Genomic DNA, 14862 nt, shown 5'->3' on the forward strand with positions numbered 1-14862 from the left:
AGATTATGAAGAAATATCTTTTAAAGTGCGGTTGTTTTTTAATGTGTTTTGGGTTGCCATTAATCGTTTTTGCTAATCCCAAAACTGATAACGAACATTTTTTTATTCGTTTATCGCAAGCGCCTGTAGAGCAAACTCTGGAGCAATTAGCTTTTCAACATGATGTCAATTTAGTGATGGATGAGACGCTAGAAGGCAATATTTCTTTGAAATTAGATAATATTGATATGCCACGTTTGCTACAAATAATCGCAAAAAGTAAGCATCTTACTTTGAATAAAGACGACGGTATTTATTATCTGAACGGTGGGCAATCAGGAAAAGGTCAAATTGCAGGAAATCTTACTACAAATGAACCGCACTTAGTGAGCCATACAGTAAAACTCCATTTTGCTAAAGCCTCTGAATTAATGAAATCCTTAACCACAGGGAGCGGTTCTTTGCTTTCTCCTGCTGGGAGCATTACCTTTGATGATCGTAGTAATTTGCTCGTGATTCAGGATGATCCTCGTTCTGTGCAAAATATTAAAAAACTAATTGCTGAAATGGATAAACCTATTGAGCAGATCGCTATTGAAGCGCGAATTGTGACGATAACCGATGAGAGTTTGAAAGAACTTGGAGTTCGCTGGGGAATTTTTAATCCAGCGGAAAATACGGGGCGTGTAGCGGGTAGCTTAGCCGGCAATGGCTTTGAAAATATTACGGATAATCTTAATGTGAATTTTGCGACAACGACGACACCTGCTGGATCGATAGCATTACAAGTCGCGAAAATTAATGGGCGATTGCTCGATTTAGAATTGAGCGCTTTGGAGCGTGAAAATAATGTAGAAATTATCGCAAGTCCTCGCTTACTCACTACCAATAAGAAAAGTGCGAGCATTAAACAGGGGACAGAAATTCCTTATGTTGTGAGCAATACTCGTAACGATACACAATCTGTGGAATTTCGTGAGGCAGTACTTGGTTTGGAAGTGACGCCACATATTTCTAAAGATAACAATATTTTGCTTGATTTATTAGTGAGCCAAAACTCACCAGGTTCTCGTGTCGCTTATGGACAAAACGAGGTGGTATCTATTGATAAGCAAGAAATTAATACTCAGGTTTTTGCCAAAGATGGGGAAACCATTGTGCTTGGTGGTGTGTTCCACGATACGATCACGAAAAGCAAAGATAAAGTGCCATTACTTGGCGATATACCTGGCATTAAACGATTGTTTAGTAAAGAAAGTGAACGACATCAAAAACGTGAGCTCGTGATTTTCGTGACACCGCATATTTTAAAAGCAGGAGAAACGTTAGAGGCGTTGAAAGAAAAAAGTGCGGAGAAAAAGTTACAATGAGTTACTGCCGTTTGTTTTATCACATTGTTTTTAGGACAAAAGACAGTGTTTATGCCATTAATGAAGAAAATGAGAAAATTCTCTATGATTACATTTGGGGATTTGTTAAATCACACCATTCTATACTTCATCGAATTAATGGTATGCCAGATCATCTACATTTATTTGTTGAATTACACCAAACGATTTCAGTGGCTGAATTTGTTCGTAAATTAAAAAAATCGACACACTGTTTTTTAGATGAAAATAAATCATTATTTCCAGAATTTACGGCTTGGTCAGTAGGATATTGCGCATTAACTTATAGCGACAGGGATAAATATCAACTTATTAATTATATTAAGAATCAAAAACATCATCACAAAGAAACCCATTTCAATGATGAAATGAAGAGCCTATTTCAACGTGAAGGAATAGATTTTAACGTAGAATGGTTTGAGGAAAATGTTTAGTGGTTTTTGGGGAACGCTTATGCCTACTCTAGATTTGTAAGCCGTGGGTAAGTATACCCACGGTTAGTGATAGTAATCGTAGTTCCCCTTTGGGGAACGATTACATCTACCCCAGCGGGGTAGCATTGTGATTAGCCTAGGGTATACCTACCTTAGGTTACTAAATCTACCCTAAGTTGCAGTAATCACTAATAAGGATCAAATGAATTTCTTCAATTTTCGCTGTATCCACTGTCGTGGCAATCTTCATATCGCAAAAAATGGGCTATGTTCGGGTTGCCAAAAACAAATTAAATCTTTTCCTTATTGCGGTCATTGTGGTGCGGAATTGCAATATTATGCGCAGCATTGTGGTAATTGTCTTAAACAGGAACCTAGTTGGGATAAGATAGTCATTATTGGGCATTATATTGAACCTCTTTCGATATTGATTCACCGTTTTAAATTTCAAAATCAATTTTGGGTTGACCGCACTTTGGCTCGGCTTTTATATCTTGCGGTGCGTGATGCTAAACGAACGCATCAACTTAAATTGCCAGAAGCAATCATTCCAGTGCCTTTATATCATTTTCGTCAGTGGCGACGGGGTTATAATCAGGCAGATTTATTATCTCGGCAATTAAGTCGTTGGCTGGATATTCCTAATTTGAACAATATCGTAAAACGCATGAGACACACTCATACTCAACGTGGTTTGAGTGCAAAAGATCGTCGTCAGAATTTAAAAAATGCCTTTTCTCTTGCTGTTTCGAAAAATGGATTTCCTTATCGTCGTGTCGCGCTGGTGGATGATGTAATTACTACCGGTTCTACGCTCAATGAAATCTCAAAATTGTTGCGAAAATTAGGTGTAGAGGAGATCCAAGTCTGGGGGCTGGCGCGGGCTTAATATAAAGCACTGGAAAAAAAAGCGCGATGAGCGTATTATTCCTGATACTTTCTATCAAGTATTTAGGACATAATTATGGAACAAGCAACCCAGCAAATCGCTATTTCTGATGCTGCACAAGCGCATTTTAGAAAACTTTTAGACACGCAAGAAGAAGGAACGAATATTCGTATTTTCGTGGTTAATCCAGGCACACCTAACGCAGAATGTGGCGTATCTTATTGCCCACCGAATGCCGTAGAAGAAAGTGATGTTGAAATGAAATATGACACTTTTTCTGCATTTATTGATGAGGTCAGCCTGCCTTTCTTAGAAGAAGCAGAAATTGATTATGTTACCGAAGAACTTGGTGCACAACTTACCTTAAAAGCACCGAATGCCAAAATGCGTAAGGTGGCTGATGATGCGCCATTAATTGAACGTGTTGAATATGTGATTCAAACTCAAATTAATCCACAGCTTGCAAGTCATGGTGGACGTATCACCTTAATTGAAATTACTGAAGATGGTTACGCAATATTACAATTCGGTGGTGGCTGTAATGGTTGCTCAATGGTGGATGTTACGTTAAAAGATGGCGTAGAAAAACAACTTATTAGCCTATTCCCGAATGAATTAAAAGGTGCAAAAGATGTAACTGAGCATCAGCGTGGAGAGCACTCTTATTATTAGTGAGTTGTAAAAAGAAGACTTATAATAACCGCACTTTTGAAAGTGCGGTTATTTTTATGGAGTAAAAAATGAAAACACTTAATCCGGATGATTTTGGTTATTGGTTGTTTACTCAAGGTTCGAATCTTTATTTGCTGAATAATGAGTTGCCTTGTGGTACGGCTAAAACCCTTGGAATCGAAGAATTGCAGGCAATGCAAATCGGTGAATGGAAAAATCATCCGTTGTGGCTTGTGGCTGAGCAACAAAGTGATGAACGAGAATATGTAAGTTTGCGTAGATTACTTTCACTGCCAGAGGATGAATTCCATATATTAAGTCGTGGTGTGGAAATTAATCATTTTCTGAAAACCCATAAATTCTGTGGAAAGTGCGGTCATAAAACACAACAAACTCAAGATGAACTTGCCGTGCAATGTACTCACTGCGGGTATCGAACTTATCCTGTGATTTGCCCATCCATTATTGTTGCGGTTCGACGTGGCAAAGAAATATTGCTTGCTAATCACAAGCGTCATTATCACCCGAACGGAGGAATGTATACCACTCTTGCAGGTTTTGTAGAGGTTGGTGAAACATTTGAACAAACGGTGCGGAGAGAGGTTTTTGAGGAAACAGGGATTTTGATAAAAAATATTCGTTATTTTGGTAGCCAGCCTTGGGCATTTCCGAATTCTCAAATGGTCGGTTTTCTTGCTGATTATGAGAGCGGTGAAATTACTTTGCAGGAAAGTGAAATTCATGATGCACAGTGGTTTTCTTATGATCAACCCTTGCCAGAATTACCGCCAACAGGTACTATCGCTCGCAAATTAATTCATGCGACGCTTGAACTTTGTAAAGCGGAAAATAAATGACATTCCAACTCTTGCAAATTAAGGAAATAAGATGCGAAATCCGATTCATAAACGCTTAGAAAACTTAGAAAGTTGGCAACATCTTACTTTTATGGCTGCTTTATGTGAACGTATGGCACCAAATTTTAAATTGTTCTGTCAAATGAACGAGCTTAGCGCTGAAGTCAAAACGTATCAAAATATTCTCAATTTGGTGTGGGAATATTTAACGGTTAAAGATGCCAAGATCAACTTTGAAAATCAGTTGGAAAAATTAGAAACGATTATTCCTGATGTGAATGATTATGAGAGTTTTGGTGTTGTACCTGCATTAGATGCATGTCAGGCTTTAGCTGAAATTTTACATGCTATTATCGCTGGTGAAACATTAGAAAGAGCGGTGGAAATGAGTTTAATTTCTTTAGGAACGGTAACGAGTTTATTGGAAACTGAAACGGGGCGAGATTGGTCGGAAAGTGAACTTAAAGAAAGTGAAGATATTCAAGCTGAACTTGATGTGCAATGGCAGATTTATCGTTTACTTAAAGAATGTGAAAAACGTGATATTGAATTAATTTTAGATTTAAAAAATGAGATCCGAGCCGAGGGAATCTCTAATATTGGTATAGAATTTCATCAATAACGTGAGATTTGTCACAATTTTTAAAAATCTTGCTTTTAATTCATCGTAAGTTAGATTATCCTTTGCACAGCTTTTGTGGTTAGCCCGCAGGCATATTTTGAAGAGTCAAATTTTTATTTAACAGAAGGTACAAATTTATGAACAAAACAGATTTAATTGACGCAATTGCAAGTGCTGCAGAATTAAACAAAAAACAAGCTAAAGCTGCGTTAGAAGCTACTTTAGAAGCGATTACTGCAAGCCTCAAAAAAGGTGAACCTGTACAATTAATCGGTTTCGGTACATTTAAAGTAAATGAGCGTGCTGCACGTACTGGTCGTAACCCTCAAACTGGTGCTGAAATCCAAATCGCAGCATCTAAAGTGCCAGCATTTGTATCTGGTAAAGCGTTAAAAGATGCAATCAAATAATTAATATTTGAATGATTTTAAACCCTGCCAATGAGCAGGGTTTTTTGTTACCTAAAATTTACTTTACAAAACAATATTGTTTACATAAACTTTCGAACCAAAACTTATTGCATTTAAGGATAGCTTTATGAAAAAAAATAGCCAGCCTCGTAATACTAAACAACGTCGCCATACTATTATGCAACTTTTGCAAGAACAAGGTGAGGTGAGTGTAGAACAGCTAGTGCAGCTTTTTGATATATCTGAAGTGACTATTCGTAAAGACTTAAGTGCGCTAGAAACAAATGGTTTTTTATTGCGTAAATACGGCGGCGCAATTTTAATGCCAAAAGAAATTATGGATGAAAACGAAAATGATGAATTTACGAAACGAAAGTTTGTCATAGCGAAGGCCGCCGCTGAACGTATTCGTGATCATAATCGTATTATCGTAGATAGCGGTAGTACTACGGCGGCTTTGATTAAACAACTTAATTTAAAACAAGGCTTAGTGGTCATGACGAACTCGCTTTCGGTGGCAACAGAATTGAGAGCATTAGAAAATGAGCCAACGTTGCTGATGACTGGTGGAACTTGGGATACTCGTTCAGAATCGTTTCAAGGAAAAGTAGCTGAACAGGTGCTACGTTCTTACGATTTTGACCAACTTTTTATTGGTGCCGATGGCATTGATCTAGCGCGAGGTTCTACGACTTTTAATGAACTTGTAGGATTAAGCCAGGTGATGGCGGAAGTTTCTCGTGAAGTTGTTGTCATGGTGGAATCTCAGAAAATTGGTCGAAAAATGCCAAATTTAGAATTAACTTGGCAACAAATTGATGTGCTTATTACTGATACAGGATTGTCAGAACAAGATAAACAAGCCATTTTAGCTCATGGCGTAGAAGTCATTTGCGTATAAAGTGCGGTTAAAAAAGTAGATGTATTTTTTCTTTAATTAACAATAAGGAAAGCTTATGTGTGGTATTGTCGGCGCGGTAGCGCAACGTGATGTAGCAGAAATCTTAATTAATGGTTTACATCGTTTGGAATATCGTGGTTATGATTCTGCAGGCGTTGCAGTGGTAAATGAACATCATGAATTACAACGCGTGCGCTGCTTAGGTAAAGTTAAAGCATTAGATGAGGCAGTATCGGAGAAACCATTGATTGGTGGTACAGGGATTGCGCATACGCGTTGGGCGACTCATGGTGAACCTTCAGAAACCAATGCTCATCCCCATGCGTCAGGCACTTTTGCCGTAGTACATAATGGTATTATTGAAAATCATGAAGAACTTCGAGAATTATTAAAATCTCGTGGTTATGTCTTTTTATCGCAAACCGATACTGAAGTGATTGCTCACCTCGTCGAATGGGAAATGCGTAGCACGGATTCACTTTTAGACGCTGTGAAAAAAGCAGTAAAACAACTCACGGGCGCATACGGTATGGTGGTAATGGATAGTCGTCATCCTGAGCATTTAGTTGCGGCTCGTTCTGGTAGTCCGCTTGTGATTGGTTTAGGTATTGGTGAAAATTTCTTAGCTTCAGATCAACTTGCGCTTTTAAGTGTTACCCGCCGTTTTATCTTTTTAGAAGAAGGGGATATTGCAGAAATTACACGTCGTACAGTTGATATTTATGATACTTACGGCAATAAAGTTGAGCGTGAAATTCACGAATCTAATCTTGAAAATGACGCGGCAGAGAAAGGTAAATTCCGTCATTTTATGCAGAAAGAAATTTACGAACAGCCAACCGCACTTATCAATACAATGGAAGGGCGTATCAATCATGAAAATGTGATTGTCGATTCAATCGGTAATGGCGCAAAAGACATTTTAGAAAAAGTTGAGCATATTCAAATTGTTGCTTGTGGAACATCTTATAATGCAGGTATGGTGGCGCGTTATTGGTTTGAATCTTTGGCTGGCGTGAGCTGTGATGTTGAAATTGCATCAGAGTTTCGTTATCGCAAATTTGTTACACGCCCAAATAGCTTATTGATTACCCTTTCTCAATCTGGCGAAACAGCCGATACTTTGGCGGCGCTTCGTTTAGCGAAAGAAAAGGGCTACATGGCGGCATTAACAATTTGTAATGTTGCTGGATCTTCGCTAGTACGCGAATCAGATCTTGCATTTATGACGCGTGCCGGTGTTGAAGTTGGGGTGGCATCAACAAAAGCATTTACGACACAGCTTGCTGCGTTATTAATGTTGGTGACGGCACTTGGTAAAGTTAAAGGTCATATTTCTGCAGAAAAAGAGCATGAGATTATCAAAGCAATGCAATCTTTACCTGCTGAAATTGAAAAAGCATTAGCATTCGATACAGAAATTGAAGCATTGGCTGAGGATTTTGCTGAAAAACATCATGCGCTTTTCTTAGGTCGTGGTGCATTTTACCCAATTGCCGTAGAGGCCTCTTTGAAATTGAAAGAGATTTCTTATATTCATGCTGAAGCGTACGCAGCCGGAGAATTGAAACATGGTCCATTAGCGTTGATTGATGCCGATATGCCAGTAATTGTTGTGGCGCCAAATAATGAATTATTAGAGAAAGTAAAATCGAACATTGAAGAGGTTCGTGCTCGTGGCGGTCAATTATGCGTATTTGCCGATAAAGAAGCAGGCTTTACACCAAGTGAGGGAATGAAAATCATCACGATGCCGAAAGTCAATGATATCGTTGCACCGATTTTTTATACCATCCCAATGCAGTTGCTTTCTTATCATGTGGCTTTAATTAAAGGTACTGATGTAGATCAACCTCGTAACTTAGCGAAATCCGTCACCGTAGAATAAAGCGCGGTTGATTTTAAAATAAATTTAAAGCACAGGTTATAGCTTGTGCTTTATCTGATTGAATGAAAAGGGCGAACATTAAAATGTTCTCCCTTTTCTGATCTAAAAAAACGTATAACTTAGCCCATACCGTATTTTTTTAGTTTTTTACGTAATGTACCACGATTGATACCAAGCATATTGGCTGCGCGAGTTTGGTTACCGCGAGTGTATTGCATAATCATATCTAACATCGGGTGTTCAACTTCCGCTAATACTAATTCGTAAAGATCATTCACATCTTGACCATCTAATTGTGCTAAATAATTACGCAATGCTTGTTTTACTGAATCGCGTAATGGTTTGTTGGTCACTTGTGATTGCGCATTTAATACTGATACCGTTAAGGCTTCAGCAGGACTACGTTGTTGTTCTAACATTTTTCTTTATCCAAAATTAAATTGAAAAAATCTTCCAATACAATGAGTTGCTCTTTCGGATCACTAATTGCATTAAAAGTCTGTTTAAAAACGGAATCAGGTTGAATTCCCTGTAAATACCAAGCCACGTGTTTACGCGCAATGCGATAGCCTTTTTGTTCGCCATAGAATTGATGTAATTCTTGAATATGACGCAAAATTTGACCGCACTTTTCGTTTAAACTTGGCATTTGGCTTACCGAATCATACTCAATTAGGCTTTCCACTGCTTGAAATAACCAAGGGTTACCTAACGCAGCACGACCGATCATAATGGCATCCGCTCCGGTATAATCGAGAACGAATTTTGCTTTCCGAGTAGAATCAATATCACCATTGGCTATAACCGGTATGGCAATCGCTTGTTTAACGGCTTTGATATTGTCATATTCAGCTTCGCCTTCAAAAAGACAAGCGCGTGTACGACCATGCACCGTTAATGCTTGTATGCCACATTGTTCTGCAATTTTGCCGATTTGAACGCAGTTTCGATTAGATTTATCCCAGCCTGTGCGAATTTTTAAGGTCACTGGCACATTGACGGCGGACACTACTTCTCGCAAGATTTTTTCCACCAAATCTGGAAATTGCAACAACGCAGAGCCTGCGAGTTTGCGATTTACTTTTTTGGCGGGGCATCCCATATTAATGTCAATGATTTGAGCGCCATATTCCACGTTGATAGCAGCAGCTTGCGCCATCTTGAGTGGATCACTACCTGCAATTTGCACGGCATTAAGACCTAAATCTTCGCTATGTGCCAAACGCAATTTGGATTTTTCGGTATGCCAAACTTGCGGATTTGTGGACATCATTTCTGAAAATGTGAGTCCAGCACCATAATATGCACAAAGACGACGGAAAGGCTGGTCGGTAATGCCTGCCATTGGTGCAAGTAAAACACGATTTTTTAATTGGTATGAACCGATTCGCATTTTACGTTACCTTCCTAGCAAGTCTAAATCTAATAAGTGTCGAACTGGTCGACGACCGACAAGGCTGGCTATAATACGCATTTTGCCTTACTTTGCAAAGTGAAATTTGTTTAAAAAATACACTTTTTTTGATTGACAAAAAGAAATTAAAGCGTTTTTAGCTTACCCGTAATTCGGCACCATTCTTCTCTGACTGCGACTGGCTCTAACGCAAATGTTTGCGTATAGGCATCACATACCGATTGAGCTTGAGTTTCTAAAATGCCCGATAAACCAAGGTCGCCATTAGGTTTAACAAGTTGGCTAATGATGGGGTAAAGTTCTTTGAGAGGGCCAGCAAGAATATTTGCCACCACGACATCAGCTTTTAAATCAGAGGGTTTTTCATCAGATAAGAACAGCTGTAGGCGATCTGCAACGCCATTTTGTTCGGCATTATTGCGACTGGCTAGAATCGCTTGTGGATCGATATCAATTCCCACCGCACTTTTCGCACCAAGTTTTAATGCGGCAATAGCTAAAATGCCTGAACCACAACCAAAATCAATGACGGTTTTATCTTTTAAATCTAGGCCATCTAGCCATTCTAAACATAGTGCGGTTGTAGGATGCGTGCCTGTACCAAACGCTAAACCTGGGTCGAGCATCACATTGACGGCATTTTCATCAGGCACATCACGCCAACTTGGACAAATCCATAAACGCTTACCAAATTGCATTGGGTGGAAGTTATCCATCCACTCGCGCTCCCAGTCTTTATCTTCTATTTGTTCAATTTTGTATGCCGTATTGCTATCTAAGTGTTTCGCTTCTTTTAATAAGCGGACTATTTCTGCCATATCTGTTTCTGCATCAAATAACGCAATAACATCGGTGTTGCCCCATAAACGAGTTTCACCAGGCAAAGGCTCAAAAATCGGGGTGTCTTGACTATCCATAAAAGTCACAGAAACGGAGCCGATTTCTTCTAAAAAATCACTTATTTGTTCTGCTTTTTCATTGGTGCTATTTAGGCGAATTTGAATCCAAGCCATTTGTTTTTTCCTTTATTTCATAAAATGGGGCGTATTATACCGATTTTTTCAAAAGTTTCGGCAGTAAAGTCGAGCCAAGAGTGGCAAGCATGATGATTGTTATACCAAGTGCGGCTGAAAATGACAGTGTTTCACCAAGTAATGATACGGCAAATAAGATGCCGAATAACGGCTCAAGTGCGACTAAAATACCGGAGATATTGGCATCCACACTATTAAGGCCTTTATTCCATAACCAATAGGCAAGCCAGCTACAGCCAATGGCAAGATATAATAAACCTGCAATACCCGTAGAATTTAATGATATTTGCCAGTTTTCTGTGAGTAATAGCGTAAATGGCAATGTTGTGATGGTCCCAAGTACAATGCTGACGGAGGTATAAGCTTGCGTTGAGATTTTGGCTACAACTCGCTGTGTCCAACGTAATACGGCAGCGAAAATGATCCCGGCACTTAGCACTAATAAACAGCCGAATAAACTGATGTTATCAATGCCTTCATTATTTTTTCCACCATTGATTAAAATCGCCACGCCAATAAATGCCATTGCGCCGAGTAGCCAGTGAAACCATTTTGCTTTGTCTTTAAAGAAGAAATGACCGACAAATACAACGAGCAGCGGTTCTAGCCCAATCATGGTGACTGCACTGGACGCAGAGGTATATTTTAGCCCGATGAATTGCAATAAAAATACGGCGGTGTAGTTAAAGAATGCCAACCACCAAAGCTGTTTACGCATGGGTTTATCAATTTTTTTCCAACGACGTAAAAAGAGTGGCATGACAATAATCATTGCAATAATTAACCGCACTTGCACAACAAGCACAGGATCCATCATTGAATAAGTAAGCTTACCGACGATTAATGAACTGCTCCAAATAAGTAGCGCGAGAATCTGATAGAGCATTGATGTATTCCTGTGAATTGTTCCAATTCTATGTTTTAGCGTAGAAATTGCTGAAAGTGAGAAAATTAAATATCACCTTCCTCTCATTTAGAAGAAGGTGACAGCATATTGATTAATGCTTAAAGTGCGGTAACTTTTAATTGAGTTTTATTGATACGGCGTTCGCCCAATTTATTACCCACTAAAAATGCAATCAATCCAAATACTAATGACGGTACAATTTGATGGAAGTTAAATAATTTTAGGCCAAGTTGAGTGAGCAAGATATAACTTCCCAAGCCGACAATCATTGAGCTTAACGCACCATAAGCATTTGCTTTATCCCAATAAATACCTAGCACAATCACCCATAAGAATGCGGATTCCAACCCGCCAAAAGCAAATAGATTTAACCAAATAATCATATCTGGTGGATTGAGGGCGGCAAAGATTAAAAGTGCGGTCAAAATCAGCGTGATAATTGATGAAAAATAACTCACTTTTTTCTCATTTTTTGCGGATTCTGGTTTTGTAGAAAGGTATAAATCTTTTACAAAAATAGAAGAAGATTGAATAAGTTGCGCATCAATTGTGGACATAATTGCTGACATTGGTGCGGCTAAGAAAATACCGGCAATAATAGGTGGTAATACTTTTAGCATTAAAGTTGGAATCACTTGATCCGATACCGTTAAATTTGGAATAACTGCACGACCAAGTGCACCGGCTAAGTGCATACCAAACATAATGATGGAAAGAACAATTGTTCCAATCAGCATTCCTCTATGTAAGGCTTTGCTGTCTTTAAATGCCATGCATCGAACAGCAGTATGTGGAAGCCCTACGACACCGAAACAGACGAGCACCCAGAAGGAAGCCATAAATTGAAAATCTAACATTCCATTTGGCCCGTAAGGCGTGACTAACGCAGGATCGATTTCTGTTAATTTATGAACCGCACTTTCTACACCACCGAGCGCATAAATGGTTCCTACAAGGAGAATAATGGTACCTAAAATCATGACGGTACCTTGAATGGTATCCGTGAGTACGACAGCACGGAATCCCCCGATAAATGTATAGATACCTACCGTTAAAGCAAATAAGAGCAATGCTTGAGTATAAGAAATGCCGATGGTTGTTTCTAATAAACGTGCACCGCCAATAAATTGCACAGTCATGGCTGCAAAAAATGCGAGAAGAAGGGCAAGGCTTGATAACCAGACTAAATATTTGTTTTTATAACGATAAAGGAAAAGATCGTTAATCGTTAATGCATTGGTTTCTCTTGATAATAGTGCGAATTTTTTACCTAATGCACCTAATGCAAGCCATACGGCTGGCACTTGAATCATCGCCAGTAATACCCAGCTTAATCCGTATTTATAAGCTGCACCAGGCCCTCCGACAAAAGAACTTGCACTGGCATAAGTTGATGCGGTTGTCATTGCTAGAACAAAACCAGTCATGGAGCGGTTACCTACATAATATTCCGTTAGGAAATCGCCTTTTGTACGTTTTACATAAGCGAAAATTGCCGCGCCAAAAACAAAAGTCAGATAAATAATTAAGGGAAGAATAATGCCGAGATTCATTTTTGATTCTCCTGATCGTTAATTTCAAGAGAAATATCCTGATAAATAATTTTGACAATCCAATAACCAATCACGATGAATAAAATTGGTAAGTAAATACAAGAGAGTTCGAACCAGAGGGGAAAACCAATCGGCCCTTGAGTTTCTTTAGGCAAATAAGCACATAAGCACCAACCTATAACATATAAAATAGATAGGCCTAATGCCCAACTAGCCTCCTTGGCAGCTTGTTGATAACGTTGTTTTAATGTCATGTTTCTTCCTTAAAATTTTTATAAGTGAAAGTATATTTTTGAATGGTATAAGGGGCGTATATTTCATACGCCCCTTGTGTTTGCTAATCTTACAACTTTTTTGAATAATTCAAAATGTTTTGCTGATTCTAGTGTTTATTATTAAATAAGTTTTAGGAACATGTGAAAATGGCTAACATCTGTTAGCCATTTAAAATTTAATTATTCATGCATACCTAATTTTTTCTCCAAATAGTGGATGTTTGTTCCACCTTTTTGGAAATTTTCATCTTCAAGAATTAATTCATGAAGTGGGATATTGGTCTTGATACCATCAATAATTGTTTCAGATAATGCATTTTGCATACGACGGATTGCAACTTCACGTGTATCACCATAAGTGATAAGTTTTGCGATCATAGAGTCGTAATGTGGAGGTACCGTATAGCCACCATAAACATGAGAATCCCAACGAACACCCAAACCGCCAGGTGAATGTAAGTGATTTACTTTACCCGGAGACGGTAAGAATGTTTTTGGATCTTCTGCGTTAATGCGGCATTCCATTGCATGGCCTTTAACTTTGATGTCTTCTTGTTTAAAGGAAATTGGCAAGCCTGCTGCAATGCGTAATTGCTCTTTCACTAAATCTACACCTGTAATCATTTCAGTTACAGGGTGTTCCACTTGAATACGAGTATTCATTTCAATGAAATAGAATTCGCCATTTTCATATAAGAATTCAAACGTACCTGCTCCGCGATAGCCGATTTCTACACAAGCTTTTGCACAGCGAGAGCCGATATCGCGGCGAACTTCTTCTGTAATACCTGGAGCTGGTGCTTCTTCCACAACTTTTTGATGACGACGCTGCATTGAGCAGTCACGTTCAGCCAAATAAACTGCATTACCGTGAGTATCTGATAACACTTGAATTTCCACGTGACGTGGATTTTCTAAGTATTTTTCCATATAGACCATATCATTATTGAATGCAGCTTTCGCTTCTGCTTTGGTCATCGCAATAGATTCTTCTAATGCGTCTTCGCCACGAACAACACGCATACCTCGGCCGCCACCACCGCCTGATGCTTTGATGATGATTGGATAGCCAATACGTTTGGCGATTTCTTTATTTTTAGCAATATCATTACCTACAGGGCCATCAGAACCCGGTACGCAAGGCACGCCTGCTTTTTTCATTGCTTTAATAGCTGAAACTTTATCGCCCATTAAACGGATGACATCTGCAGTAGGGCCGATGAAAGTGAAACCTGAACGTTCAACTTGTTCAGCAAAGTCAGCATTTTCAGATAAAAACCCGTATCCTGGGTGAATTGCATCTGCGCCTGTTACTTCGGCGGCAGCAATGATAGCTGGAATATTTAAATAACTTTTTGCGGAAGGTGCTGGACCGATACAAACGGTTTCATCAGCGAGTAAAACGTGTTTTAAATCACGATCAGCGGTGGAGTGAACCGCCACTGTTTTAATACCTAATTCTTTACAAGCACGTAAAATGCGTAGTGCAATTTCACCGCGGTTAGCAATCACAACTTTTTCTAACATAAAAGAGTCCGTTTAGTCAGATAGACGTGAATTTTTATGTAGGTTTTTGAAATATTGTTCTCCCTACTCAAATTTGGCGTGAACAGATTTCAATTTATATTGCCTACGATAA

Annotated in this window: 16 protein-coding genes; 9 read left to right on the plus strand and 7 right to left on the minus strand. The window is 38.9% G+C overall.

Going from position 1 to position 14862, the window contains the following annotated elements; all coding sequences use genetic code 11:
- Positions 1-5 precede the first annotated feature (5 nt).
- The 9 genes from ABW51_RS01370 (at position 6) to glmS (ending at position 8040) form a co-directional block, all read left to right on the plus strand.
- A complete protein-coding gene (locus ABW51_RS01370; protein ID WP_053465252.1) occupies positions 6-1349 on the plus strand; it encodes a type IV pilus secretin PilQ family protein in 1344 nt (447 codons plus the stop codon).
- The gene (gene tnpA / locus ABW51_RS01375; RefSeq protein ID WP_053465253.1) at positions 1346-1801 is read left to right on the plus strand and encodes an IS200/IS605 family transposase; all 456 of its coding nucleotides are present in this window, start codon (positions 1346-1348) and stop codon (positions 1799-1801) included. The genes ABW51_RS01370 and tnpA overlap by 4 nt, the downstream gene beginning before the upstream one ends.
- A 202-nt stretch (positions 1802-2003) precedes the next feature.
- Positions 2004-2690, plus strand: a complete 687-nt coding sequence (locus ABW51_RS01380) for a ComF family protein (protein WP_053465254.1) — start codon at positions 2004-2006, stop codon at positions 2688-2690.
- A gap of 75 nt (positions 2691-2765) precedes the next feature.
- Entirely contained in the window at positions 2766-3362 is a 597-nt protein-coding gene (nfuA, locus tag ABW51_RS01385) for a Fe-S biogenesis protein NfuA (RefSeq protein WP_046939969.1), read from the plus strand.
- A gap of 68 nt (positions 3363-3430) precedes the next feature.
- A complete protein-coding gene (nudC, locus tag ABW51_RS01390) occupies positions 3431-4219 on the plus strand; it encodes an NAD(+) diphosphatase (protein WP_053465255.1) in 789 nt (262 codons plus the stop codon).
- 31 nt (positions 4220-4250) lie between these two features.
- The gene (locus tag ABW51_RS01395; RefSeq protein WP_053465256.1) at positions 4251-4841 is read left to right on the plus strand and encodes a YjaG family protein; all 591 of its coding nucleotides are present in this window, start codon (positions 4251-4253) and stop codon (positions 4839-4841) included.
- Between the two features lie 137 nt (positions 4842-4978).
- Entirely contained in the window at positions 4979-5251 is a 273-nt protein-coding gene (locus ABW51_RS01400; protein WP_053465257.1) for an HU family DNA-binding protein, read from the plus strand.
- A gap of 127 nt (positions 5252-5378) precedes the next feature.
- Entirely contained in the window at positions 5379-6152 is a 774-nt protein-coding gene (locus ABW51_RS01405; RefSeq protein ID WP_053465258.1) for a DeoR/GlpR family DNA-binding transcription regulator, read from the plus strand.
- A 55-nt stretch (positions 6153-6207) separates the two neighbouring features.
- Entirely contained in the window at positions 6208-8040 is a 1833-nt protein-coding gene (gene glmS, locus ABW51_RS01410) for a glutamine--fructose-6-phosphate transaminase (isomerizing) (protein WP_053465259.1), read from the plus strand.
- 119 nt (positions 8041-8159) lie between these two features.
- On the opposite strand, the gene fis is transcribed toward glmS, so the two are convergent.
- From fis to accC, 7 genes are all read right to left on the minus strand, one after another.
- Entirely contained in the window at positions 8160-8459 is a 300-nt protein-coding gene (fis, locus tag ABW51_RS01415) for a DNA-binding transcriptional regulator Fis (protein ID WP_046939964.1), read from the minus strand.
- On the minus strand, positions 8453-9433 hold the full coding sequence (gene dusB, locus ABW51_RS01420) for a tRNA dihydrouridine synthase DusB (protein WP_053465260.1): 981 nt from the start codon (positions 9431-9433) through the stop codon (positions 8453-8455). The genes fis and dusB overlap by 7 nt, the downstream gene beginning before the upstream one ends.
- 146 nt (positions 9434-9579) lie before the next feature.
- Positions 9580-10467 (minus strand): 50S ribosomal protein L11 methyltransferase, encoded by an 888-nt coding sequence (gene prmA, locus ABW51_RS01425; RefSeq protein WP_046949863.1) that lies wholly within the window; start codon positions 10465-10467, stop codon positions 9580-9582.
- Positions 10468-10501: 34 nt separating this feature from the next.
- On the minus strand, positions 10502-11374 hold the full coding sequence (locus tag ABW51_RS01430) for a DMT family transporter (protein WP_053465261.1): 873 nt from the start codon (positions 11372-11374) through the stop codon (positions 10502-10504).
- 119 nt (positions 11375-11493) lie between these two features.
- On the minus strand, positions 11494-12948 hold the full coding sequence (gene panF / locus ABW51_RS01435; RefSeq protein ID WP_053465262.1) for a sodium/pantothenate symporter: 1455 nt from the start codon (positions 12946-12948) through the stop codon (positions 11494-11496).
- Positions 12945-13202 carry a YhdT family protein gene (locus tag ABW51_RS01440; RefSeq protein ID WP_053465263.1) on the minus strand — a complete coding sequence of 86 codons (258 nt, stop codon included), beginning with the start codon at positions 13200-13202 and terminating at the stop codon, positions 12945-12947. Before ABW51_RS01440 ends, panF begins: the two co-directional genes overlap by 4 nt.
- 201 nt (positions 13203-13403) lie before the next feature.
- Positions 13404-14750 (minus strand): acetyl-CoA carboxylase biotin carboxylase subunit, encoded by a 1347-nt coding sequence (accC, locus tag ABW51_RS01445; RefSeq protein ID WP_053465264.1) that lies wholly within the window; start codon positions 14748-14750, stop codon positions 13404-13406.
- Positions 14751-14862: the final 112 nt, after the last annotated feature.

The sequence above is a fragment of the Haemophilus sp. C1 genome (assembly GCF_001276515.1).
In the GTDB taxonomy this organism is placed as follows: Bacteria; Pseudomonadota; Gammaproteobacteria; order Enterobacterales; family Pasteurellaceae; genus Haemophilus.